The organism is Bradyrhizobium sp. WSM2254 (assembly GCF_000472645.1).
In the GTDB taxonomy this organism is placed as follows: Bacteria; Pseudomonadota; Alphaproteobacteria; order Rhizobiales; family Xanthobacteraceae; genus Bradyrhizobium; species Bradyrhizobium niftali.
Genome location: NZ_AXAB01000001.1, coordinates 222,459 through 246,540, shown reverse-complemented (window position 1 = coordinate 246,540; position 24,082 = coordinate 222,459). Strand labels below are relative to the sequence as shown.

24 protein-coding genes are annotated in these 24,082 nt (G+C 64.9%); 19 read left to right on the top strand and 5 right to left on the bottom strand.

Translation table 11 applies throughout. From position 1 onward, the window contains the following. The first annotated feature begins 1 nt into the window (after nt 1). The 8 genes from A3M7_RS0101095 to A3M7_RS0101060 all read left to right on the top strand — a co-directional run bounded on the left by A3M7_RS0101095 (nt 2) and on the right by A3M7_RS0101060 (nt 7,823). A complete protein-coding gene (locus tag A3M7_RS0101095; RefSeq protein ID WP_027542256.1) occupies nt 2-739 on the top strand; it encodes a response regulator in 738 nt (245 codons plus the stop codon). 420 nt (nt 740-1,159) lie between these two features. Continuing rightward, nucleotides 1,160-1,771 carry a sigma-70 family RNA polymerase sigma factor gene (locus A3M7_RS0101090; RefSeq protein ID WP_027542255.1) on the top strand — a complete coding sequence of 204 codons (612 nt, stop codon included), beginning with the start codon at nt 1,160-1,162 and terminating at the stop codon, nt 1,769-1,771. A 526-nt stretch (nt 1,772-2,297) separates the two neighbouring features. Then, on the top strand, nt 2,298-2,996 hold the full coding sequence (locus A3M7_RS0101085) for a cytochrome c biogenesis CcdA family protein (protein ID WP_027542254.1): 699 nt from the start codon (nt 2,298-2,300) through the stop codon (nt 2,994-2,996). A 30-nt stretch (nt 2,997-3,026) separates the two neighbouring features. Beyond that, nucleotides 3,027-3,587 carry a thioredoxin family protein gene (locus tag A3M7_RS0101080; protein WP_027542253.1) on the top strand — a complete coding sequence of 187 codons (561 nt, stop codon included), beginning with the start codon at nt 3,027-3,029 and terminating at the stop codon, nt 3,585-3,587. Between the two features lie 108 nt (nt 3,588-3,695). Next, on the top strand, nt 3,696-4,685 hold the full coding sequence (locus tag A3M7_RS0101075; protein ID WP_027542252.1) for a hypothetical protein: 990 nt from the start codon (nt 3,696-3,698) through the stop codon (nt 4,683-4,685). Nucleotides 4,686-4,753: 68 nt separating this feature from the next. After that, complete coding sequence (locus A3M7_RS0101070) at nt 4,754-5,728, top strand: hypothetical protein (RefSeq protein ID WP_027542251.1); 975 nt, start codon at nt 4,754-4,756, stop codon at nt 5,726-5,728. 373 nt (nt 5,729-6,101) lie between these two features. Continuing rightward, the gene (locus tag A3M7_RS0101065; protein WP_027542250.1) at nt 6,102-6,695 is read left to right on the top strand and encodes a L,D-transpeptidase; all 594 of its coding nucleotides are present in this window, start codon (nt 6,102-6,104) and stop codon (nt 6,693-6,695) included. A 90-nt stretch (nt 6,696-6,785) separates the two neighbouring features. Continuing rightward, complete coding sequence (locus A3M7_RS0101060) at nt 6,786-7,823, top strand: amino acid ABC transporter substrate-binding protein (protein ID WP_027542249.1); 1,038 nt, start codon at nt 6,786-6,788, stop codon at nt 7,821-7,823. A gap of 189 nt (nt 7,824-8,012) precedes the next feature. Here the strand turns inward: A3M7_RS0101060 and A3M7_RS0101055 are convergent, their stop codons facing one another. Together A3M7_RS0101055 and A3M7_RS0101050 are read right to left on the bottom strand one after the other, a co-directional pair. Continuing rightward, nucleotides 8,013-9,152 carry an acyl-CoA dehydrogenase family protein gene (locus tag A3M7_RS0101055; RefSeq protein WP_027542248.1) on the bottom strand — a complete coding sequence of 380 codons (1,140 nt, stop codon included), beginning with the start codon at nt 9,150-9,152 and terminating at the stop codon, nt 8,013-8,015. Nucleotides 9,153-9,302: 150 nt separating this feature from the next. Next, complete coding sequence (locus A3M7_RS0101050; RefSeq protein ID WP_027542247.1) at nt 9,303-10,502, bottom strand: acyl-CoA dehydrogenase family protein; 1,200 nt, start codon at nt 10,500-10,502, stop codon at nt 9,303-9,305. A gap of 137 nt (nt 10,503-10,639) precedes the next feature. Here A3M7_RS0101050 and A3M7_RS0101045 point away from each other — a divergent pair, with 137 nt between their 5' ends. After that, the gene (locus A3M7_RS0101045) at nt 10,640-11,185 is read left to right on the top strand and encodes a carboxymuconolactone decarboxylase family protein (RefSeq protein WP_027542246.1); all 546 of its coding nucleotides are present in this window, start codon (nt 10,640-10,642) and stop codon (nt 11,183-11,185) included. 90 nt (nt 11,186-11,275) lie between these two features. Then, nucleotides 11,276-11,770, top strand: coding sequence for a VOC family protein (locus tag A3M7_RS0101040; protein WP_027542245.1), 495 nt, complete (start codon nt 11,276-11,278; stop codon nt 11,768-11,770). Nucleotides 11,771-11,899: 129 nt separating this feature from the next. Here A3M7_RS0101040 and A3M7_RS0101035 read toward each other — a convergent pair whose 3' ends face one another. Together A3M7_RS0101035 and A3M7_RS0101030 are read right to left on the bottom strand one after the other, a co-directional pair. After that, nucleotides 11,900-13,138, bottom strand: coding sequence for an MFS transporter (locus tag A3M7_RS0101035; RefSeq protein ID WP_027542244.1), 1,239 nt, complete (start codon nt 13,136-13,138; stop codon nt 11,900-11,902). Between the two features lie 216 nt (nt 13,139-13,354). After that, nucleotides 13,355-14,602, bottom strand: a complete 1,248-nt coding sequence (locus A3M7_RS0101030; RefSeq protein ID WP_027542243.1) for an MFS transporter — start codon at nt 14,600-14,602, stop codon at nt 13,355-13,357. Between the two features lie 198 nt (nt 14,603-14,800). On the opposite strand from A3M7_RS0101030, the gene A3M7_RS0101025 reads away from it, so the two are divergent. Next, the gene (locus A3M7_RS0101025; protein WP_027542242.1) at nt 14,801-16,870 is read left to right on the top strand and encodes a prolyl oligopeptidase family protein; all 2,070 of its coding nucleotides are present in this window, start codon (nt 14,801-14,803) and stop codon (nt 16,868-16,870) included. A 246-nt stretch (nt 16,871-17,116) separates the two neighbouring features. On the opposite strand, the gene A3M7_RS0101020 is transcribed toward A3M7_RS0101025, so the two are convergent. Beyond that, the gene (locus A3M7_RS0101020) at nt 17,117-17,788 is read right to left on the bottom strand and encodes a DUF938 domain-containing protein (protein WP_027542241.1); all 672 of its coding nucleotides are present in this window, start codon (nt 17,786-17,788) and stop codon (nt 17,117-17,119) included. Between the two features lie 261 nt (nt 17,789-18,049). On the opposite strand from A3M7_RS0101020, the gene soxX reads away from it, so the two are divergent. From soxX to A3M7_RS0100980, 8 genes are all read left to right on the top strand, one after another. Beyond that, nucleotides 18,050-18,403 (top strand): sulfur oxidation c-type cytochrome SoxX, encoded by a 354-nt coding sequence (gene soxX, locus A3M7_RS0101015; RefSeq protein ID WP_027542240.1) that lies wholly within the window; start codon nt 18,050-18,052, stop codon nt 18,401-18,403. 25 nt (nt 18,404-18,428) lie between these two features. Next, nucleotides 18,429-18,920 (top strand): thiosulfate oxidation carrier protein SoxY, encoded by a 492-nt coding sequence (soxY, locus tag A3M7_RS0101010; RefSeq protein WP_027542239.1) that lies wholly within the window; start codon nt 18,429-18,431, stop codon nt 18,918-18,920. A 10-nt stretch (nt 18,921-18,930) separates the two neighbouring features. Further along, nucleotides 18,931-19,242, top strand: coding sequence for a thiosulfate oxidation carrier complex protein SoxZ (gene soxZ / locus A3M7_RS0101005; RefSeq protein WP_027542238.1), 312 nt, complete (start codon nt 18,931-18,933; stop codon nt 19,240-19,242). Next, nucleotides 19,242-20,105 carry a sulfur oxidation c-type cytochrome SoxA gene (gene soxA, locus A3M7_RS0101000; RefSeq protein ID WP_027542237.1) on the top strand — a complete coding sequence of 288 codons (864 nt, stop codon included), beginning with the start codon at nt 19,242-19,244 and terminating at the stop codon, nt 20,103-20,105. Before soxZ ends, soxA begins: the two co-directional genes overlap by 1 nt. After that, on the top strand, nt 20,102-20,407 hold the full coding sequence (locus tag A3M7_RS0100995; RefSeq protein WP_027542236.1) for a hypothetical protein: 306 nt from the start codon (nt 20,102-20,104) through the stop codon (nt 20,405-20,407). Before soxA ends, A3M7_RS0100995 begins: the two co-directional genes overlap by 4 nt. A 44-nt stretch (nt 20,408-20,451) precedes the next feature. After that, entirely contained in the window at nt 20,452-22,203 is a 1,752-nt protein-coding gene (gene soxB, locus A3M7_RS0100990) for a thiosulfohydrolase SoxB (protein WP_027542235.1), read from the top strand. Then, nucleotides 22,200-22,658 (top strand): hypothetical protein, encoded by a 459-nt coding sequence (locus tag A3M7_RS0100985; protein WP_027542234.1) that lies wholly within the window; start codon nt 22,200-22,202, stop codon nt 22,656-22,658. Before soxB ends, A3M7_RS0100985 begins: the two co-directional genes overlap by 4 nt. A gap of 327 nt (nt 22,659-22,985) precedes the next feature. Next, nucleotides 22,986-24,023: an MBL fold metallo-hydrolase gene (locus A3M7_RS0100980; protein ID WP_027542233.1), complete on the top strand. Its 1,038-nt coding sequence runs from the start codon at nt 22,986-22,988 to the stop codon at nt 24,021-24,023. The last annotated feature ends 59 nt before the right edge of the window (nt 24,024-24,082 follow it).

Here is a 24,082-nt window from a genome sequence, read left to right as displayed (position 1 = left end):
CATGACACAAAGCCAGCACATCATGATCGTCGACGACGAGGCCCCGGCCCGGGAGATGGTCGGCGATTACCTCAAGATGCACGGCTTCACCGTGACGCTGTGCGACGGCGGCAAGTCGTTGCGCGCCGCGATCGACGGCGGCATGCCCGATCTCGTCGTGCTCGACCTCAACATGCCCGAGGAAGACGGGCTGTCGATCATCCGCGACCTCAAGAGCCGCATCAACGTGCCCGTGATCATGCTGACGGCGACCGCGAGCCCGATCGACCGCGTCGTCGGGCTCGAGCTCGGCGCCGACGATTACGTCGCCAAGCCCTGCGAGCTGCGCGAGCTGATGGCGCGCATCCGCTCGGTGCTGCGCAGAAGCGTGCCGGCCAAGGCCGCGGCGCCGGAAGCTGCGGCAGCGAAATCGGACAAGGACCAGCTCGTCCGCTTCGGCACCAAATGGCTCGACCTCGAGGCCCAGGCGCTGCGCGACGACGAGGGCAACGAGCATCCGCTGACCGCATCCGAGTTCGGGCTGCTCAAGGTGTTCGCGGCCAATCCGAAGCGCGTGCTGTCGCGCGAGCGTCTGCTCGAACTCGCCAATGCGCGCGACGCCGAGGCGTTCGACCGCGCCGTCGATCTGCGCATCATGCGCATCCGCCGCAAGATCGAGCCCGACCCGACAAAACCCGCCGTGATCCGCACCATCCGCGGCGGCGGCTATCTGTTCTCGCCGGCTGGCGAGAAGGCGTAGCTTTCAGTTGTCGTCCTGGCGAAAGCCAGGACCCATTACCCCAGGGAGCGGTTGGGGGCAGGCTGACAACCACGAGTCTTCGCCAAACTTCTCCCTGGGGTAATGGGTCCTGGATCGGCGCTCGCTTTGCTCGCTGGCCCAGGACGACGGGCTTGGTTTGCGGCGGCACCGAACGCAACAGCCCGAAATACGTTCCCGGCGCGTCCGTCCGTCTCCAAATCCCCACCCCCGTATTTTCCGTACATTGAAATTACACGCTTTTTTGCCCCGAATGTTTCGTCGCGCCCTGGCCGACGAAACAATTTGACGGCGCACGAAACCATTTTCCGCTTTTCGTGCAGACGTCCCGAAACGTTGGCTCATTAACACTTTGGTCCAAGGAAACGCCGCTCGGTTGCGGCGCTACGGGGAGCCAAGTCTATGCGGAACGTCATCGCCATCAACGCCCAGGCCAGCCAGAGCATCATCGCCGCTCAGGCGACTTCGGACGATATGCTTCTGGAGAGCATTGCCGACGGCAACCGGACGTCGATGCACATCCTTTATTGCCGGCACAATGTGCGGGTTTACCGTTTCATCCTGCGTATCGTGCGTGATGCCACCACGGCGGAAGATCTGGTCAGCCAGGTGTTCTTGGACGTGTGGCGGACCGCCGGCCAGTTCCAGGGCCGCTCGCAGGTCTCGACCTGGCTGCTGTCGATCGCCCGCTTCAAGGCGCTGACCGCGATGCGCCAGCGCCGCTTCGAGGACATCGACCAGGAAGACGTGCGCCAGATTCCCGACGATTGCGATACGCCGGAGACCTCGCTCGACCGCAGCGACACCAGCGCCATCCTGCGCGCCTGCGTGCAGAAACTGTCGCCCGCGCATCGCGAGATCATCACCCTCGTCTACTACCATGAGAAGTCGGTGGAGGAGGTCGGTCAGATCATCGGCATCCCCCAGAGCACGGTGAAGACGCGGATGTTCTACGCCCGCAAGCAGCTGGCCGATTTGCTTAAGGGCTGCGGCGTCGACCGCTTCGCCGCCTGAAAGCTCATAATTTCAAAGGGATAGGACCGGTTTATCGGCCCTATTCCCGGACACGGAAGTGTTACCGCGGACGAAACAATTGAAACAAAGCACAACATCAGGCGGAAAAACTTCCCTCCTATAAAGCTCTCATACGATTTGCTTAACCTCCCAAGACCTCTAACGACCCGGACGGGATGCCCCCCTCCGGGTCGTTTTGTGTTTGGGCTTAGGAGCGCCACGGCACCCATTTCTGTGGCTGCAACTGAGTGAGGCAGGCACCACTCCCTCATTCCCTCCCCCCTTGCGGGGGAGGGGCAGGGAGGGGGGTGCCACACGGGGACTCCTTCGATTTGTGCGTGCGGCACGCTCGCAGGCGGATAGACCATTTGCTGGGCTACCCCCCTCCCCGGCCCTCCCCCGCAAGGGGGGAGGGAGCGCACCGACATCGGGGCCGGCAGCGTTGCCCGTCACGAACGTGTGACTCCGCGTAACGACTGCCCCTCCCATCCCGAACTGCTCTCGTGACCGCCTTCACGAGTGCCCCATGTTCGACCTGATCTTCGCCGTCCTTGCCGGCATCCTCACCATCGCCGCGCCGTGCACGCTGCCGATGCTGCCGATCCTGCTCGGCGCCTCGATCGGGCGCGCGGGACATTTGCGCCCTGCGATGATCGCGCTCGGCTTCGTCATGTCGTTCTCCGCAACCGCGCTGCTGCTCGGCGCGATCACGCGGCTGTTCGATTTCGATCCGAACGTGCTGCGCGAGGCCGCGTCGATCCTGCTGCTCGGCTTCGGCCTCCTGATGCTGTGGCCGGCGCCGTTCGAATGGCTGTCGATCCGGCTCAATGGCTGGCTCGATCTCGGGGCTTCCAGCGCCGTGCAACGCGAGGGCGCGCTTGGCGGGCTCATTCTCGGCACCACGCTCGGCCTGGTCTGGACGCCCTGCGCAGGGCCCGTGCTCGGCTCGATCCTGACGCTGGTGGCGACGTCGAAGAATCTTGCCTGGGCCAGCACGCTGCTGATCGCCTACGCCATCGGCGCGGCGATCCCGATGCTCGCGATCGCCTATGGCGGACAGGCCGCGACGACGCGCGTGCGCAGCCTCGCGCGCATCTCGCCGCGGCTGCAGCAGGGTTTTGGCGTCGTCGTGATCGGCTTCGCCCTCGCCGCCTATTTCCAATACGACACGCTGATCGTGGCGTGGCTCACCGGATTCTATCCCACCGGCCAGATCGGCCTGTGACCGCTTCGCATCGCAACGGAGGACGCTTCCATGACCTTGAAACTGCTCGCCGTATCCGCCGCCCTGATCGGCATGGCCGTATCAGGCGCCGTCATCCCCGGCATCTGCGACGAGGCCGCGCGCGCAACGCCTGTCGTCGCCGCCGCAAGCCAGCAGACCGCGCCCGACTTCACGGGCATCAGCACCTGGTTCAACTCGAAACCGCTCAGCATCGCCGATCTCCGCGGCAAGGTCGTGCTGGTCGACTTCTGGACCTATGGCTGCGTCAACTGCGTCAACACGCTGCCGCACGTCACCGACCTCTACGCAAAATACAAGGACAAGGGCCTGGTCGTGGTCGGCGTGCACACGCCGGAATTCCCGTTCGAGCGCTCGGCCTCCAATGTGCAGGCCGCCCTGAAGCGCCACGGCATCACCTATCCGGTGGCGCAGGACAACGATTCGAAGACCTGGAACGCCTACAGCAACCAGTATTGGCCGGCGCAATACATCATCGACCAGACAGGCAAGATCGTGTTCCAGCATGCAGGCGAAGGCCGCTACGACGAGATCGACCGCACGGTGGCAAAGCTGCTGAACGCCAGCAGCTGACGCGGCAACCAATCCTCAGGTTGCTGATGACACACGATGCTCTTCTTGCTTGACTCCCCCGCGCCGTTCGCGGAGCTTCCGTCGCGGCGGGGGAGTCTGGCGCGAGCAATGAACAACGCGACAACCGGAAGCGAAATTCGTCTCCACAAGAATACACCTCCCCAAGACCGTCTTGTCCTGGCTGGCTTTGCAGCCTTCGTACTGGTTTTGTCTGTTTGCGGCCTCGCGACCGGGGCCGAAAGCGGATATGCGCAGGACCTTGCAGCGCTAATTGGTCTGGTGGTCGGCGTTCTGATGCTCTCCGAGGCGGCCTTCGGCGCCGATGAGCTTTGGACCATCGCCATGGACATGGTCGTCGTCAAAAAGTCGCGGCCGTTCGGCCAGCCGAACGTCCGATTCATCCGAAGAGAGGAGATATCGGAAATTCGGATCGATCGTGACAAGGCCAACCCAACGTGCTTCCGCCTCGCTCTACGGCTCACTTCGGGAGATCGTCTGACCTCGCCGCCACTTCCCGAGGTCACGCGCGTCAGCGAAACCACCGCGCAGATCGCCGAGCAGCTTGGCGTCGTCGATATCGATCCTCCGGCGAACCCGCTTGATGCGACCAATGCAGAGATGCAGCTTGGCGAGCCCGTCAGGCCGGCCATCGGCCGCGACATCCGGATCATCACGCTGGCCATCGCCGGCCTGTGCACGATTCCCTACACGTACAAGTTCTGGAACGACTTGCCGCTGGCTACCGGCGAGATCATCTTCCTGCTCGTCGGCCCCGTCGTGGCCTTCCTCTTTTTCCGATACGCGCACACATCTGCCGGTTCGTTCTGGATCGTGCACCAGGGTGAACTGCGCGTCGAACGGCTGTCCCGCGACGGGGGGCCATGTGTGGATACGATCACGGGCAGCGATGTTGATACGATTGCGATCGAGCGCGATAGCAAAACCGAGGACGAACGCTACGTCGTCAGGATCGACCTCCTCAGTAGACAGAAATTCCTCAGCCCGGGCATCGGGACACTCGACGAAACGCGCGCAGTGGCTGCGGAAATTGCCTTGCGTCTCGGGGTTGCCTCCGAGCGCGTGCGCCTAAGCCGCTAACACCCTTGTTGCTTGACTCCACGGACCCGTCCGTGGAGGTTCGCAATCGACGCAATCAGCCGCCCGCAATGGACGACGCGACCACCAGCAACGACATTCGCCTTCGTGAAGGCTCCTCGATCGCGCAGCGGCTGGTCGTGGCCGGCTCTGCGGCGGCCGTTGCGCTCTGCTTCACGCCCGGCCTGTTCACGCACGACACCCTGGAAGTGACCATCTCCGTGATCGCACTGCTGCTGGGAGCGGCGTTCATCGGCGGCGTCATGCTGGCGCCGGCGGTGGTGTGGATCATCACACCCGACGAGATCCTGATCGGGCAACAGCGCCCCTTCGGTAAACTCCGCACGCGAATCGTCGCGAAAGACGACATCACGGGATTGCAGGTTCTGGGCAACAAGGCCGCCAAGGCCCGCTTCCAGCTCGCGTTCGCGCTGGCCTCGGGGGAACGCCTGACGTCCCCACCGATCTCCGACGTCACGCATGTTCGCGACACCGTGGCCCGGATCGCCGCGCAATTCGACGTTCCCGACGTCGAGGCGCCAAGCAATCCGCTCGATGCCAGCAATCCCGAGATGCGTCTCGGCGAGCCCCTCGAGCCGTTTGCCGCACGGGACATCCGGATCGTTGCACTGATCGCCGTTGCACTGTCTGCCGTTCCCTATGCCTACAAGCTCTGGCGCGGGCTGTCGCCCAGCCACGTCGATATCCTGCTGCTGCCGATCGGCGCGCTCGCCGCGTTCGCCGTCTACCGATACGCCAACCTCGTGACCGGTGCCTTCTGGGTCGTCCGGCAAGCGGATATCCGCGTCGAGCGCCTGTGGGGCGACGGCAGCTTGCGCGCCGACCACATCGAGGGGCGCGACGTGAAGACGATCACCGTTGAGCGCCGCGGCCGGTCCGAGGACGAGCATTGCATCGTGGTGATCCGGTTGCGCTCCGGACGGAGGTTTCGCAGCCCCCGCATCGGCTCGCGGCTCGAGGCCCGCGCCGTGGCAGCCGAGATCGTGCGGCGGCTCGGGATCGCCGCGGAGAGCAGCAAGATCTGACATCGGTGTGGAAGATTGGGGCATTGAAGCTTCCACATCGTCATGGCCGGGCATAGCCGTCCGAAGGACGGCGTCGCTTCCGCTCGCCTATGTCCCGGCCATTCACGTCTTGCCACGCCGCGCGAAGAACGTGGATGCCCGGGACAAGCCCGGGCATGACGGATGCAGATTTGACAGACCCACCACCCGGCAAGGGATGTCACTGTCACTGCTTTTCGCGCCATCCCCTGTTTGTGGCATTGCCCCGCCCCGTCAAAAAAGCAAAGCATTCTCGCGACATACCAGCCGGGCGCGCCATCAACTTGCCATGAACATGCCCCTGAGATTTGATGTCTTTGAATGATTTGCGCTGTGGCAGCTGGGAGAGCTTGAGATGACGGATTTTCGTCGCCTGACCGGGATAATTGCGGCTGCGATCGGCCTCGCCCTGTCCATGCCCCAGGCCTTCGCCCAGCAGCCCGACCGCGGCGACGAGCCGGGGCTGGTCGCCGACGACGCCTACCAGCTCGAGCCGGAATGGCAGAAGCAGGTGGTCTATTTCCGCACCACCGAGACGCCGGGCACCATCATCATCTCGACCGCCGAGCGTCACCTGTACCTGGTGCAGCCGGGCGGGCGCGCGATCCGCTACGGCATCGGCGTCGGCCGCGACGGCTTCCAGTGGCAGGGGCTGGTGAACATCACCAACAAGAAGGAGTGGCCGGACTGGACGCCGCCGCCGGAGATGATCCAGCGCCAGCCCTATCTGCCGCGCTTCATGGCCGGCGGCCCCGGCAATCCGCTCGGCGCCCGCGCCATGTATCTCGGCACCACCGTCTACCGCATCCATGGCACCAACCGTCCTGACACGATCGGCACCAAGGTGTCCTCGGGCTGCTTCCGTCTCGTCAACAATGACGTCGCCGATCTCTACGATCGCGTCCCTGTCGGCACCAAGGTGGTTATCCGGCAGAAGCCCGAACTCTAAGGTTCTCATTCGAGCATGATCTCTCCGGATCATGCCTCCCGCCTTCGCAACACTTCCTTTTCTTCCCGATTATTTCGAGAGAGAGACATCATGCGCACATTTCGAGGCGGCCTGCTGATCGGGCTCGCGGTCGCCGTGCTGGTCGGCGTGCTCGCCGTCATCTACGAGTTCTACGACACCCGCACCCTGAAGCGCACGGTTCGCCGCGGCGAAGTGCTGTGCGGCGTCAACAAGGGCCTGCCGGGCTTCTCGATCCCCGACGACAAGGGCAACTGGACCGGCTTCGACGTGGATTTCTGCCGCGCGGTGGCGGCGGCGATCTTCAACGATCCGGCCAAGGCGAAGTTCGTCGCGCTCGACGCCAGCGAGCGCTTCAAGGAATTGCAGAGCCGGAAGGTCGACATCCTCTCGCGCAACTCGACCTGGAGCATGGCGCGTGAGCTCGACTACGACCTCTATTTCCCCGCCGTCGCCTATTACGACGGCGCGGGCTTCATGCTGCCGCGTGCGCGGAACAAGGAGACGTCACTGGACCTGACCGGCAGCAAGGTCTGCGTGCAGTCCGGGACCACGACGGCGCTCAACGTCGCCGATTACTTCCGCGCCAACAACATGAAGTATGAAGAGGTGAAGTTCGACAAGCTGGACGACGTGGTGAAGGCCTACGACACCGGCAAGTGCGACACGCTCTCCGCCGACGTCTCCCAGCTCTATGCGCTCAGGCTGAACCTCGGCAAGCCCGGCGACCACATGATCCTGCCGGACATGATCTCCAAGGAGCCGCTCGCGCCCGTCGTGCGCCAGCGCGACGACGACTGGATGATGATCGTGAAGTGGACGCTCTACGCGATGATCAACGCCGAAGAGCTCGGCGTCTCCTCGGAGAACATCGACGAGGCCCTGAAGTCGAAGAAGCCGGAAGTGATGCGGCTGGTCGGCACCGAAGGCAATTACGGCGAACAGCTCGGCCTCACCAAGGACTGGGTCGTCCGCATCATCCGCAACGTCGGCAATTACGGCGAGATGTACGAGCGCAACATCGGCGAGAAGTCGAAGCTGAAGATCCCGCGCGGAATGAACCAGCTGTGGAACGCGGGTGGGGTGCAGTACGCGCCGCCGATGCGGTAACGAGTCTCTCTCCTATGTCGTCCCGGCGAAGGCCGGGACCCATAGCCACAGGGAGCAGTTTGACGAAGACTCGGAGTTGCTAGCTCCCGCTACAACTTCTGCCGGTGGTTATGGGTCCCGGCCCCCCGTGCGCAATTGCGCACTAGGCCGGGACGGCACCTGCTATTGAGGCACCACTGTGCCCTCGCCTCAATACCCCCGCGCCCGCGCCAGCTGCTCGGTGTGGTAGTTCGCATCCCCGAACAATTCCTCGCACACCCGCGCGCGCTTCATGAAGAAGCCGATGTCGAACTGGTCGGTCATGCCCATGCCGCCATGCATCTGCACGCCCTCCTGCACCGCGCGCGTGGCGGTGGTGCCGGCGCGGGCCTTGGCCACTGCGACGGCTGAGGCGGCTTTGGCAACGTCCGCATCCAGCGCCTGGAGCGCCTTCATCACCGCGGCGCGGGTGATCTCGATGTCGACATAGAGCTCGGCGGCGCGGTGCTGGAGCGCCTGGAATTCGCCGATCAGCTTGCCGAACTGCTTGCGGCTCTTCAGATACTCGACGGTGCGGCCGAACACCTCGTCGCTCAGGCCCACCATTTCGGCGGCGACCGCGCCGCGGCCGATGTCGAGCACGCCGTCGAGCAGGCCGGCGGCCTGATCGACCTCGCCGAGCACGCTGTCGGCATTGACCTCGACATTGGCAAGCTCGATCCGCGCCGCGTTGTGCGCATCGACCATGATGGTGCGCTCGACCGCGACACCCTTGGCTTTGGGGTTGACCAGGAACAGCGTCAAGCCGTCACGCTCGCCGGCTGAGCCCGCGGTGCGCGCGGCGACGATGAGGAGATCGGCAACGTGGCCGTCGACGACCAGGGCCTTGGCACCGGAGAGCTTGAAGCCGTTGCCGGCGCGCACGGCCTGGAGGCTGGTCTGGAGCGGACGATGCTTGGCGCCCTCGTCGATCGCGAGCGTCGCCAGCAGCGAGCCGTTCGAAATCTTCGGCAGGAACTCCGACTTCTGCGCGGCATTGCCGCCGCGGTTCAGCGCCGAGGCCGCGACCACGCTGGTGGCGAGGAAGGGCGAGGGCATCAAGGTGCGGCCGATCTCCTCCATCACGATCCCGGCCTCGACGAAGCCGAGACCTGAGCCGCCGAACTCTTCCGGCACCAGCAGGCCGGCAAAGCCCATCTCGGCGAAGGAATGCCAGAACTCCTTGGAGAAGCCGGTGGGATCCTTGCTATCGCGCAACTGGCGCAGATGCGACACCGGCGCCTTGTCGCTGATCAGCCCGCGCGCAGAGTCGCGAAGCATCGATTGTTCTTCGGTGAGGACGAGGGGCATGTGCTTGCTTCCGATTCGAAATCTATCTTGTCGTCGTCATTCCGGGATGGCCCGAAGGGGCCAGGCCCGGAATCCATAACCACGATCGGGAGTATGGATTCCGGGCTCGCGCGTTGCGCGCCCCGGAATGACGGGTGGTGAGAGTGCGCCTCACGCCCCCGGCAGATCGAGGATGCGCTTGGCGACGATGCCGAGCATCACCTCCGTGGTGCCGCCTTCGATCGAGTTGGCCTTGGTGCGCAGCCAGGCGCGCGGGCGGGCGCCCTGCTTCGAGCGCTCGCTCTCCCATTCCAGCGCATCGACGCCGCCGGCCGACATCAGGATCTCGTAGCGGCGCTTGTTGAGCTCGGTGCCGTAATATTTCATCGCGGAGGAGAACGCCGGATGCGCCTGCCCCGCCTTGGCGAGATCGACCGCGCGCTCGGCGCAGGCGGCGAGCGCGGCCTCATCGACATCGAAGCTCGCGATCTTCCCGCGCAGCATGGAATCATCGAGCTTGCCTTGCGCGTCGGTGCCGACGGAATCGGCTGCGATCTGGCCGAGCGGACGGCCAACGCCGCGCTCGCCCATGCCCGAGATCATCGCGCGCTCGTGCTGGAGCAGATATTTCGCGACGTCCCAGCCGCGGTTGACGGTACCGACCACATGCGATTTCGGCACGCGGACGCCGTCGAAGAAGGTCTCGCAGAACGGCGAATAGCCGGAGATCAGAAGGATCGGCTTGGTCGTCACGCCCTTCGAGGTCATGTCGAACAGGATGAAGCTGATGCCGTCGTGCTTCTTCGCCGCGGGATCGGTACGGACGAGGCAGAAGATCCAGTCGGCATAGTTGGCGTAGGACGTCCAGATCTTCGAGCCGGTGATGACGAAATCATCGCCGTCGCTCTCCGCGCGGGTCTGCAGCGAAGCGAGGTCCGAGCCGGCGTTCGGCTCGGAATAGCCCTGGCACCAGCGGATCAGGCCAGCTGCGATATTTGGCAGATGCTCCTTCTTCTGCGCCTCATTGCCATATTTGAGCAGCGCCGGGCCGAGCATCCAGATGCCGAAGCTGGACAGCGGTGGCCGCGCGCCGATTCGTCCCATCTCCGCGCGCAGCACCTTGTGCTCGGCCGCGCTCAATCCGCCGCCGCCATATTCCTTCGGCCAGTCCGGCACGGTCCAGCCCTTGTCGCGCATGCGCTCGAACCAGATGCGCTGCGGCTCGGACGAGAATTTTGCATTGCGCCCGCCCCAGAACACGTCAGCGTCCGAGGTCGCGGGCTTGCGCATCTCCGGCGGGCAATTGGCTTCCAGCCAGGCGCGCGTCTCGTTGCGGAATGTTTCGAGATCGGCGGTTTCAGTGTCGCTCATGGTCGTTTCCATCAATCAAAATCGACTTGTTGGCGGCGACTCTGGGCCATCGCCTCGTGGAATTCAACCACTTCCGCGAGCCGCATTCGGCTATAGTCGCCGCCACGGCGGTGCTTGAAAACAAAGAGGAAAAGAGAATGCGCCTGACACTTCTTTCGCCTGGCGAAATGAACGAGAGCCAGCGGCAGACCTATGACGAGTCGATTGCCGGCAAGCGTGGCAAGCCGCCGGCGCCGATGATGGCCTGGCTCAACAGCCCCGACATGGCCCGCCACGCCACGCGGCTCGGCGAGGTCCTGCGCTTCGACACGATATTCCCCGCCAAGCTTTCGGAGATCGCGATCCTGGTGACGGCGCGGCACTGGACCGCGCATTACGAATGGTATGCGCATAAGCGCCTGGCGCTTGCCGGCGGCATGAAGCCGGAGATCATCGACGCGATCCGCGACCGCCGCACGCCCGAGTTCGACGATCCCAAAGGAAAGATGATCTATGACGTCGCGAAGTCGCTGCATGAAGGCCACGGTGTCGAGAAGGGCCTCTATGATGAGGCAGTGAAGCTGCTCGGCGAGCGCGGCGTCGTCGAGGTGATCGGGCTGTGCGGCTACTACACGCTGGTGTCGATGACGCTGAACACGTTCGAGTTCGGGCTACCCGAGGGCGAGGTGTCGGAGCTGGCTTAGTTTCCTATTCGGAAACGATGGGTTTCGGGATAGGCCAGTGGCACTGTCCCGGGGCGCAGCCTATGTGGAGCTGATCAACGGAGCATACCCATGTCGCAGAACCCAGCCGTCCATGCCGGCACCCGGATCGGCCACGTCCATCTCAAGGTCGCCGACCTCGATCGCGCGCTCGGCTTCTATTGCGGCGTGCTCGGCTTCGAGCTGATGCAGCGCATGGGCTCGGGCGCGGCCTTCATCTCGGCCGGCGGCTATCATCACCACATCGGGCTCAACACCTGGGAGAGCAAGGGCGGCTCGCCGCCGCCGCCCGGCACGACCGGGCTCTTCCACACCGCGATCCTCTATTCGACGCGGCCGGCGCTGGCGGATGCGCTGCACCGGGTGCTCTCCGCCGGCATTGCGCTGGACGGCGCCAGCGACCACGGCGTCAGCGAGGCGCTCTACCTGCGCGATCCCGATCAGAACGGCGTCGAGCTGTACTGGGACCGACCCAAGGAGCACTGGCCGTTCGGGCCGGACGGCAAGCTTGCGATGATTACGAAGCGGCTGGATGTCGAGGCGTTGTTACGGCAGCGCGAGGCGTGAACTCCGCTCTCTCCCACGTCATTGCGAGCGCAGCGAAGCAATCCAGACTGGTGCCGCGGCGACAGTCTGGATTGCTTCGTCGCAAGAGCTCCTCGCAATGACGGAGTGTGTTGAGGCGCCTTCGCGCCTTTATGCCGTCTTCGCGTGGCGCTTCCCCCGCACCATGATCAGCGCGGCAGCCACCACCTCCAGCGCAATGCACAGATAGAACGGCATCGCGTACCCGCCGGAGAAATCGCGCAGGAAGCCGACGACACCGGGGCCGAACGCGTAGGTCACCTGGTTGATCGCGGTGTTGAGGCTGATCAGCACCCCGAACGAGGCGGAATCGAACTCCTGCTGCACGATCAGCGACGGCAGCGTGATGAGGTTGCCGACCGAGAAGCCGAACACCGCGCAGGCCGCGATCAGCACATAGTCGTTGTGCAGGTTGATGACGACGCACAACGCCGCCGCCTGGCTCAGGAATGACAGCGCCGAGGCGAGGCGCTGGTTGAGACGGTCAATCACCATCGAGAACAGCACGCGGCCGACCACCGCCATTGCCGTCAGCACCGCAACCGCCACGGCGGCGCGCTCGCGGCCGATCACGGGATCGAGGAACGAGATCAGGTGGACGATGAAGCCGACTTGCGCAAACAGCACGAGCGCGAAGGCGATCGTCACCGTGAGGAAGCCGACGTCGCGCAGCGCATGCGCGCGGATCTGTGCCGACGATTGCGGCTTCGCTTTCGCCGCCGCATGCCAGCCATGGAGGTCGGGCGGGCGGCCGACGGCGAGCAGGATCACCGGCACGAGCAGCACCAGCATGGCGCCTGATGTGGCGAACATCGCGGTCGCGAAGCCGACATGACTGATCATGGTCACCAGCAGCGGCACGCCGACGATACCGCCGAAGCTGGCGCCGTTCAGCGCGAGGCTGATCGCCATGCCGCGCCTGTGGTCGAACCACAGGCTGATCGTGTTGGTGATCATGGCGAGACTGGTGCCGGCCCAGCCGAAGGCGAGCACGGCGTTGGCGAGATAAAGCTGCCAGGGCTCGCGCACGGCGCCGATCGCGACTGCCGCGGCGGCCATCGCCAGCGTGCCCGCGATCAGGCAGAGGCGCGGGCCGTATTTTCTGACGGCCTCGCCGACGAAGACGACGAGCAGTGCGCCGAACAGATAGAAGAACGTCGTGCCCGAAGAAATCAGCGAGGCCGGCCAGCCCCGCGCGCGCTGGAGCTCGGCGACATAGACGCTCTGGCCGTAGAAGCCTAGTCCCCAGCCGAAGGTCGCGAGCAGGAAGCACACCGCGACGATGCGCCAGCCTTCGTAGCGAAGCGAGGATTCGTCGATCGGAGCTGCGTGGCGGGGATTGTCGAGCATGCTTCGCTCCTCGCCGTCATTCCGGGGCGGTGCGAAGCATCGAACCCGGAATCTCGAGATTCCGGGCTCACCCTTCGGGTGCCCCGGAATGACGGCAGAAATTGAAAGACGTGGATGGCCGGGACAAGCCCGGCCATGACGACATCTAAATAGCCCTCACCCGAAAATCACTTCGATGGTGATCGAAGTATCGAGACTGCTGACAGCCTCCCGCCATCAGACCGCGTCCGGGAACTCGCCCATGGCCGCGTCCAGCTGCGCCTTGCGGCGGCGCGCCCAGGAGACCAGCGAGAGCACGGCAAGCCCCAGCACGACCGGCGGAAACACCACCATGTTCACCGCGGACCAGCCGTAATTGGCGAGCAATTGCCCTGACGAGAACGAGCCGATCGCCATCATGCCGAACACCAGGAAATCGTTGAAGGCCTGCACCTTGTTGCGCTCCTGCGGCCGGTGCGTCTCCAGCACCAGGGCGGACGCGCCGATGAAGGAGAAATTCCAGCCGACACCGAGCACGATCAGCGTGGCCCAGAAGTGCATGGCGGTGATGCCGGAGAGACCGATGGTGGCCGCGCCGGCCTCGAGCAGCAGGCCGGCGGCGACGATCTTCGGCGCGCCGAAACGCGCGATCAGCGCACCCGTGAAGAAGCTCGGGCCATACATGGCGACGATGTGCCATTGAATGCCGAAATTGGAATCGCTGACGCTGAGGCCGCACATCTTCATCGCGAGCGGCGCCGAGGTCATCACCAGATTCATCATGGGATAGGAGATGACGCCGCACAGCGCCGCCGCGATGAAGCGCGGCTGGGTCACGATCGTCATCAGAGGCCGGCCGCCATGCAGATCGGCCGGTGCCGGCTTCGGCATGTCGACGCCGGCGACGATGCCCATGGCGATCAGCGCCACCGCAGCCTGCACCAGGAAGCTGAAGGCGAACAGATAGGGCTGCCAGACATCCATGGTCCATTGCACGAGCTGCGGACCGAGCACGCCGGCGAACACGCCGCCGGCCATCACCCAGGACACCGCTTTCGGCCGGTAGGCCGCGCTGGCACCGTCGGCGGCGGCGAAGCGATAGGACTGCGCCACCGCGCCGTAAAGGCCGCCGAGGAAGGTCGCAGCACAAAACAGCGCGAACGAGCCGTGCAGGATGGCGAACGAGCCGAGCAGGCCGGTGAGTGTGCCCAACCCGGTGCCGATGACGAAGGCGGCGCGGCGGCCGAAGCGGCGCGAGATCGCGCCGGTCGGCAGCGTGCCGGCGGCAAGGCCCACCACATACATCGAGATCGGCACGGTCGCGAACGACATGTCGGGCGCGAGCGTGGCGCCGACGATCGCACCGGTGGCGAAGATGACCGCCGAGTTGGCGCCGGTCAGCGCCTGCGCGGCTGCAAGGCGCACCACATTGGCACGCACGCGGGCGTCGGCGGCGATCTCATTGGCTGAAGTCACGTCTAGCATCGGCATTTCCGCCCCAACGGGCCTTCGAGGAGCCTTGTTGATTCCCGGCACTATGGAGGGGCGCGGGAGGGCGGGCAACCGGCGCAAACGGGCGCAGGCCATGCCTCTGACGCAATCGGGCAGATGATAGCGGGCTGTGCTCTTGACGGCTTGCGCTCGATCAAATCCTATCCGCCGCGATTTTTGGGAGTTTCGTTCATGACGGTCGACGACAGGCCCACGCCCAGCGCTCCCGACGACGATCCCTGGCTGTGGCTGGAGGAGATCGAAGGCAAGCAGGCGCTCGATTTCGTGGAGCGGCAGAACAGCCTGACGCTCGCTGCGTTCGGCGGAGCGGCCTTCGCGCGCGATCGCGATATCCTCGCTGCGATCTACGACCGGAAGGACAACATCCCCTATGTCAGCCGGCGCGGCGACGACCTGCACAATCTCTGGAAGGACGCCACCAACCCGCGCGGCCTGTGGCGGCGAACGACGCTGGCGGAGTTTCGAAAAGCGAGCCCGGCATGGGAAACCATGCTTGATATCGACCAGCTCGCGGCGAGTGAAAGCGAGGACTGGCTGCTGAGCGGGATCGCCACGATGCCGGGACACTCGCGGGCGATTCTGAGCCTGTCGCGCGGCGGCAGCGACGCCGTCACCTTGCGGGAATTCGACCTCGCTACGAAGGCCTTCGTGGCGGACGGCTTTACGCTGCCGGAAGCCAAGGGCGGCGTCGACTGGCTCGATCAGGACACGCTGCTGCTGTCAAGCGCCCATGGCGAGGGCATGGCCACAAGCTCCGGATATGCGCGGACGGTGCGGCTGTGGCGTCGCGGCCAGCCTGTCGATCAGGCCCAAGTGATCATCGAGACCACAGCCGATCACATGGCGGTCTCCGGCATGGCCGACGACACCGGATCAGCGCCACGCGTCTGGATCGTCGATCAGATCGACTTTTTCAATCACGCGATCTGGCTGCGCGATGCGGCCGGCACGACGACGAAGCTCGACCTGCCGACCGGCGTCTGGATGCAGGCGCATGGCGACTGGTTCGCGATGAAGCTGCGCAAGGACTGGTCGGCCGGAGGCCGAAGCTTTGCCACGGACACCGTGCTCGGCATCTCGCTCTCGGCGTTCATCGCCGGCAGCCGCGATTTCGTGGTCCTGTTCGAGCCCGGCCCGCGGCGCGCATTGCAGGGCCTGTTCTGGGCGGGCGGCAAGCTGGTGCTGTCGATCCTCGACGAGCTCAAGCCGCAATTCGAGATCTGCACGCCGTCCGCCGCGGGCTGGAGCTCCGCCACACTCGGCGGCCTTCCGCAGATCGGCGTCGTCGACATCTGGCCGCTCGACCGACATCCCTCCGAGAGCAATGGCGACCTGCTCGCCAACGTGCAGGATCCGCTCACCCCGCCCTCGCTGCTGCTCATCGAACGTGGCGTCGCAAGCCCGACCGTGCTGAAGCAGGCGCCGAAGACGTTCACCGCCGACGGCCTCGTGGTCACCCAGCACGAGGCGATCTCGATCGACGGCGAACGCATCCCCTATGTGCAGACCGGTCCGGCCAAAGAGACCGGCGATGCACCGGTCTATATGAGCGCCTATGGCGGCTTCGCCGTCGCGGTGAAGCCGTATTACAACGCCTCGCTCGGCAAGCTTTGGCTGGAGCGCGGCGGCACCACGGTGCAGGCGAATTTGCGCGGCGGCGGCGAGTTCGGCACGCGCTGGCACGATGCCGGCCGGCTCGCCGGCAAGAAGCTGTCGCATGACGATTTCGCCGCCGTTGCCGCCGATCTCGTCCGCCGCGGCGTGACACGCGCGAAGCGCATCGCCGCGCAAGGCGGCTCGAACGGCGGCATCCTCATCACCAACATGCTGGTGCGATACCCCGAGCGCTTCGGCGCGCTGTTCTGCACCATCCCGCTGATCGACATGCGCCGCTACACCAAGCTGCTCGCGGGCGCGAGCTGGATCGCGGAGTATGGCGACCCTGACAAGCCCGAGGAGTGGGAGTGGCTGAAGACCTACTCCGCCTATCACACCGCAAAACCCGGCCAGCCCTATCCGCCGATCCTGATCGCCACCACGCGGCGCGACGACCGCGTCCATCCCGGCCACGCCCGCAAGATGGCGGCAAAACTCCAGGCGATGGGCTACGAGGCCTGGTTCTATGAGCCGGCGGCTGGCGGCCACGGCTACGGCAAGGACAACAAGGAGCGCGCCGGCTTCGAGGTGCTGGGCTTCCGGTTCTTGCAGGAGAAGATCGGGTGGCGGGACGGCGAGGCGTGATTGCGCTGCTTCTTCGAACTCTCACCATCACCACGTGAGGCGGGCACCGCTCTCTCATTCCCTCCCCCTTGCGGGGGAGGGGCAGGGAGAGGGGTTTCACACGGGGACTCTCTCGATTTGCGCGCGCAGTACAGTTGCAGATGGATAGACCGTTTCCTGGGCTACCCCTCTCCCCCGCCCTCCCCCGCAAGGGGGGAGGGAGCGCACCTTTTTCCCGGCTATAGTCCGGATCTCATCGAGCTCAACTTAGCGCGAAAACACCAGCGTGAGATTGTTCGCAGGCATCTCGATCGTATCGATCAGGCCAAGGCCTGCGCCTTTCGCCAGCGTCTCGACATCGCCGATGTCGCGCACGCCCCAGTCGGGATTGCCTTCGCGCAAGGAGGTGTCGAACACGGCGTTGCTGAGCGCGGTGTGCTTGCCGTCGCGCTTGAACGGGCCGTAGAGGAACAGCTTGCCGTCGCCGCGCAGATAGCGGCCGGCGCCGGCGAACAGACCCTCGGCCACGGTCCATGGCGCGATATGGATGACGTTGGCGCAGAACACGGCGGCGAGGTTGGTCGGCCCCCGCCCGCTTCGCATCTCCGGACACCAGCCGGGATCGGAGAGATCGATCCGCAACGGCGAGCGGATGTTTGGCAGGCCCGAATGGACGCGCCAGGCCTCGATGCTCTTCACGTGCCGCTGGTTGAGGTCGCTCGGCCACCAGACGAGATCGGGCGTATGGCGGGCGAAATGGACCACGTGCTGGCCGGTTCCGCTGCCGACCTCGACCACGTTGCCGGAACACCCGGCAAGATGCTTTTCCAGGGCCGCCCAGAGCGGCTCGTGATTGCGATGGAATGCCGGCGCATCGAGCCGCCCATCGGACTCGACCCGTCCGCCGTCCTTGCCAAATTCGACGACATATTCAGCCAAATGAGGTCCCCTTGAAAAAACGAGAACACGATGAAAACGGGATGAGCGCCCAAACGCCCTCGAAACAGCCGGCCCGCACCCACAGACCTTACTCTCGGGGCCAAATCGGCCGAACAAATAATCTCTTTGGTTGCAATGCGGAAGATATTAACTCCATTTTGCCGCGTGCATAGTCTTGATTGTCAGGCGATGCCCTTTGTGCTTTGGAACGCTGCTATTTCCGCGATCGAGACCATCGCCACAACGCCTCGGAATGACGCCTTGACCGCCTTTTCCCGGACGCCTGCCCTGCTCTTCCTGCTGGCCTTCGCCGCCGGCCTCGCCAGCCCGGCGCAGGCGCAATCCGCCGTGGCCGAGGGCCGGAAGCTCGCCTTCGACCGCGGCAAGGGCAATTGCCTGACCTGCCACGTCATCAAGGGCGGCGACCTGCCGGGAACGATCGGCCCGGAGCTGAAGGACCTCAAGGCAAAATACCCCGATCGCAACGAGCTGGTCGCGATCATCTTCGACGAGACCAAGCGCAATCCACAGACCATGATGCCGCCGTTCGGCCGGAACCGGATTTTGACCGACCAGGAGATCAGCGCGATCGTTGATTTCCTGCAAACCCTGTGACTTCAGGCACGCCAGGAGAGCTCAGATGACCACGACCACCGGCCCTCATCCGACGCGGCGCCTGATCCTTCAGGGCGCGGCCGGCGTCGCGCTGCTCGGCCTCGGCAACCTGCCGTTCGGCGCGGCGCCCGCGCACGCCGCGGCCAACGACAAATATCCGGAAGAGGCGTTCAAGCTGAAGAACGAAGCGGACGCGATCAAGGCGCTCTACGGCAAAACCGCCGAGCCCTCCGACAAGGTCAAGCTGGATGCGCCGGAGATCGCCGAGAATGGCGGCGTGGTGCCGATCTCGGTGACGACGACGCTGGACAAGGTGACCTCGATCTCGTTCTTCGTGGCCGAGAACCCGAACGCGCTCGCGGCGTCCTACAGGATTCCCGATGGCACGCTGCCTGCTGTCGCCAACCGGCTGAAGATGGCCAAGACCACCAACGTGACCGCGATCGTGGAAGCCGACGGCAAGCTCTACAGCGCGACCAAGGAAGTCAAAGTCACCGTCGGCGGCTGCGGCGGCTAGGGAGATCGACATGGCATCCAGCATTCGCGTCCGCGCAACATCCAACGGCGACATCACCGAGGTGCAGGCGCTGATCCAGCACCCCATGGACACCGGCCTGGTCAAGGACGCCAAGGGCGAGGTGATCCCCGCGCATTTCATCCAGCAGTTGAAGTTCGAATGTAACGGCAAGGACGTCTTCGTCGCCGATTGGGGCACCGCGGTCTCCAAGGACCCCTACGTCAAGTTCAGCTTCAAGGGCGCCAAGAAGGGCGACGACCTCAAGATCTCCTGGACCGACAACAAGGGCGGGTCGGACACGACGACCGCGAAGATCGCGTGATGAAGGCCCGGTCTGCCCTCCTGCTTGGCGCGTTGGGCGCCGCGCTTGTCGCGTTCGCCCTCACCTCTCCACGTGTAATCGCGGCCGACAAGGTCGATCCCGTTGCCGACGCAAAGGCGTTCCAGAATTTCTACTTCCAGAAATTTCCCGATGTGAAGCACGAGGATTTCGTCAACGGTCCTTATTCCATGAACGAGGACATGAAGCGGCAGTGGCAGGAGAAGGAAGAATTCCCGCCTTACGAGTTCGCGCTCGACGCCGGCAAGGAAATGTTCGCCACCCCGTTCAAGAACGGCAAGACCTATGCCGACTGCTTTCCGAATGGCGGCATCGGCATCCGCCAGAACTATCCTTACTTCGACACTGGGGAAGGCAAGGTCGTCACGCTGGAGCTCGCGCTCAACCGCTGCCGCGAGGCCAATGGCGAAGCGCCGTATTCCTACGTCAAGGACGAGATGGCCTCGCTGACCGCCTATATGGCCTTCACCTCGCGCGGCAAGCCGATGGACATCAAGATCCCCGACGATCCCCGCGCGCTCGCCGCGTTCGAGAACGGCAAGCGCTATTTCTACACAAGGCGCGGCCAGATGAATTTCTCCTGCGCGAGCTGCCATGTGCAGAGCCCGGGGGAGCGCATCCGCGCCGAGATCCTGGCGCCGGCGCTCGGCATTCTGAACGCGATGCCGATCTACCGCTCCGAATGGAGCGGCATGGGCACGACCAGCCGCCGCTTCGTCACCTGCAACAGCCAGACCCGGGCGGTTCCGCTGGAGCCGCAGGCGGATGAATATCGCGACGTCGAATATTTCCTCTCCTACGTCGCCAATGGCCTGCCGATATCAGGGCCGGGAGCGCGGCCATGAAGCGGTCACTTCCTCTCACCATGCTGCTCGCCCTTAGCCTCGCGCCAGCGGCGCGCGCGGCAAATGAGGCGGATTACAAGGCGGCCTATGCCGCCGCCGAAGCCGCCTCCAAGGAGGCAGCCGGCATGCGCAATCAGTGGACCGTGACCGTCTCGACGCTGGCGGCGGCGAAGAAGGCGGCCGACGGCGGCGATTTCGACCGCGCCGTGGCCGCGGCCCAGGAGGCCGAGGCGCTGGCGAAGGCGTCGATCTTCCAGGCCACGTCCGAAAAAGACGCCTGGAAGGCGATGGAAATCCGCTAGACTGGACCTCAACTGAACTGCCGATGAGGCGCGGAGGATTCTGGATGGCGATCCGCCGCCGTGATTTCCTGAAGAGTGCAGGCGTTGCAGCGGCATCGCTCAGCCTGCCGCGGCTCGCGCGCGGCACTGAAGCGGCGAGCATCTACGACATCGAGCGTTTCGGCCGTGCGCGGATCCTGCACATCACCGATACGCATGCGCAGCTCAACCCGGTGTATTTCCGCGAGCCGAGCGTCAATATCGGCATCGGCGAGATGGCGGGGCGGCCGCCGCATCTGGTCGGGCGGGCCTTCCTGGAGCGCTTCAACATCCGGCCCGACAGCGCCGATGCCTACGCCTTCACCTGCTTCGAGTTCGAGAAATCCGCGGGCCGCTTCGGCAAGCTCGGCGGCTTTGCTCATCTCAAGACGCTGATCGACCGCTTGCGCGGCGACGTCGGCGAAAACCACTCGCTGCTCGTCGATGGCGGCGACCTCTGGCAGGGCACGGGACTCGCCAACGTCATGCAGGGCCGCGACATGGTCGAGGTCGCCAATCTGCTCGGCATCGAGGCGATGACCGGGCATTGGGAATTCACCTATGGCGAGCAGGCGCTACGCGACAATCTCGAACGCTTCAAGGGCGATTTCCTGGCGCAGAACGTATTCCTGACCGAGGAAGCCGCGTTCAACGACGCCTCCGCCTTCGACAAGGCCACAGGGCGCGTCTTCAAGCCCTCCGTCATCAAGGAGCTCGGCGGTCACCGCGTCGCGATCGTCGGCCAGGCCTTCCCTTACGTGCCGATCGCGCATCCAAAACGGTTCACGCCGGACTGGACCTTTGGCATCCGCGAGGAAGAGCTTCAGAAGCATGTCGATGCCTTGCGCAACGCCGAGAAGGTCGATGCCGTCATCCTGCTTTCGCACAACGGCATGGACGTCGACCTCAAGCTCGCAAGCCGCGTCACCGGCATCGACGTCATCCTCGGCGGCCACACCCATGATGCCGTGCCGCAGCCGATTCCCGTAAAGAACGCCAGCGGCACGACGCTCGTCACCAATGCCGGCTCCAACGGGAAATTCCTGGGCGTGCTCGATCTCGCGCTCGACAAGGGCAAGGTCAGCGACGTCAAATATCATCTGCTCCCGGTCTATTCCGAGCTGCTGAAGCCTGATCCTGCGATGGCCGAGCTGATCGGCCGGGTTCGTGCGCCGCACGTGGCCGACTGGTCGGAGAAGATCGCAACGCCCGACCGGCTGCTCTATCGCCGCGGCAATTTCACCGGACCAGTCGACGAGCTGATCTGCTCGGCGCTGCGCACCGAGCTCGATGCCGAGATCGCATTGTCGCCGGGCTTCCGCTGGGGCGTCACCGCGCTGTCCGGCCAGGCGCTGACCATGGAGGATGTGCTCGCGGAAACCGCGATCAGCTATCCCGAGACCTATGTGCAGGAGATGACCGGCGCGCAGATCAAGGACGTGCTCGAAGACATTTGCGACAATCTCTTCAACGCCGATCCCTACTACCAGCAGGGCGGCGACATGGTGCGCGCCGGCGGCCTCAGCTACACCTGCACGCCGGCGGGCGCGATCGGCGGCCGCATCTCGGAGCTGAAGCTCAACAACGGCAAGGCGATCAGCGCCGACCACCGCTACAAGGTCGCGGGCTGGGCCTCGGTCAACGGCCAGCAGGGCGCGCCGGTGTGGGACGTGGTGGCCAGATATCTGCGCTCGGGCCGGATGCTTCAGGAACGGCTCGGCTCCGGCGTCACGCTGAAGGGCGTCGAGGACAATCCCGGGATTGCAGGACAGGGATGACGCGCTTGCAAATGTTTCGCGCGCTGATGCTGGCGCTGCTCGCCTGGACCGCGACGCCGCCGGCTCTGGCGCAGCAGGTGCCGCTTCAGGACAAGCCGTTCGCCGAGCACAGGATCGTGCTCCAGCTCTCCGACGGCGATGCCAGGAAGCAGGCGCTGGTGCTGAGCGTCGCCAACAATCTGCTGAAGGCCTACGACCCCGACAAGGTCGCGATCGAGGTGGTGGCGTTCGGCCCCGGCATCGACCTGCTGCTGCCGGGCAGCGAACGCCGCAAGCAGGTCGAGAGCCTGATCGCGCAAGGCGTGCGCTTCGACATCTGTCTCAACACCGTCGACACGATCGAGCGGGAGACGGGCAAGCGGCCCGAGTTCATCCCCGCCGCCACCCCGGTGCAGGTCGGGGTCGGGCAGATCCTGTTCCTGGCGGAGAATGGGTACACGGTGGTGCGGCCGTAGGGCGCTCGCAACACCCTTCCCCCGTCGTCCAGGACAGGCGAGGAAACGAGTCCTGAGTTCGCGGCGCGTCGTCGCGGCACGCTCGCCGTCATTCCCCGCGCAGGCGGGGAATCCAGTACGCCGCGGCTTCTCCGTCCCCCTCGCCGTCTCGGAATACTGGATCGCCCGCCTTCGCGGGCGATGACAGGGAGTATGCGGCGGGCAGCCGAGGGTCGATTACCTCGCAATATGAATTTTCTAAATTTTCTCATACTCACAGTGGATTACTTCTCTTTTCGCCCCGAACCGTAGTAGAATTTGCAATCAGCTCCACGCCGGGGTCTTGCCATGATCTTCCGCCAACTCTTCGACAGTGTTTCGGGTACCTACAGCTACGTCCTTGCCAGCCGCCCCGGCGGCGAGGCGCTGATCCTCGATCCCGTGCTGGAGAAGGTTGACCGCTATTGCCAATTGCTGCGCGAGCTCGACCTCAAGCTGGTCAAGGCGGTCGACACCCACCTTCATGCCGACCACGTCACCGGGCTCGGCGAGCTGCGCGACCGCACCCATTGCATGACCGTGATGGGCGACCAGACCAAGGCCGACGTGGTGGCGATGCGGGTCGCCGACGGCGACAAGGTGACGATCGAGGGGCTGTCGCTCGACGTGATGTACACGCCCGGCCACACCGACGATTCCTATTCCTACCTGATGGGCGACCGCGTCTTCACCGGCGACACGCTGCTGATCCGCGGCACCGGCCGCACCGATTTCCAGAACGGCTCCTCGCGCGCACAGTACGATTCGATCTTCAACCGCCTGCTCAAGCTGCCGGACGAGACGATGGTGTTCCCGGCGCATGACTACAAGGGCGACACCGTCTCCACCATCGGCGAGGAGAAGCGCTACAATCCGCGGCTCCAGGTGCGCTCGGTCGACGAATATATCGAGCTGATGGCGAACCTGAAGCTGCCCAATCCGAAGATGATGGACGTGGCGGTGCCCGCCAACATGCGCGTCGGCCTGCATCAGGAGGAGCTGGAGAAGGAGGGCCGCGCGCTGAGCGCTGGCGAGGCGATCCGCATCCTCGGCCGGCCCGACATCCTGCTGGTCGATCTGCGCGAGACCAACGAGCGCGCCAAGCACGGCATGCTCGAAGGCGCGCTGCACACGCCCTATCCGTCCGTCGAGGAGAGCCTGAAGCCCGGCGGCATGCTGCGCGAGGTCGCGGCCGCCACCGGCCGCCGCGTCGTGTTCTTCTGCGCCTTCGGCGAACGCTCGGCGATGGCCGTCGCGGCGGCAAAGGAAGCAGGCCTCGCCAATACCGCCCATATCGCCGGCGGCATCGATGCCTGGAAGAAGGCGGGCGGGCCGGTGGTGCACTGACGGCCCGGCGCGCCAGTCTTGAGATAAGTCGGGCACTGCCCACATATTGCGACTAGGAT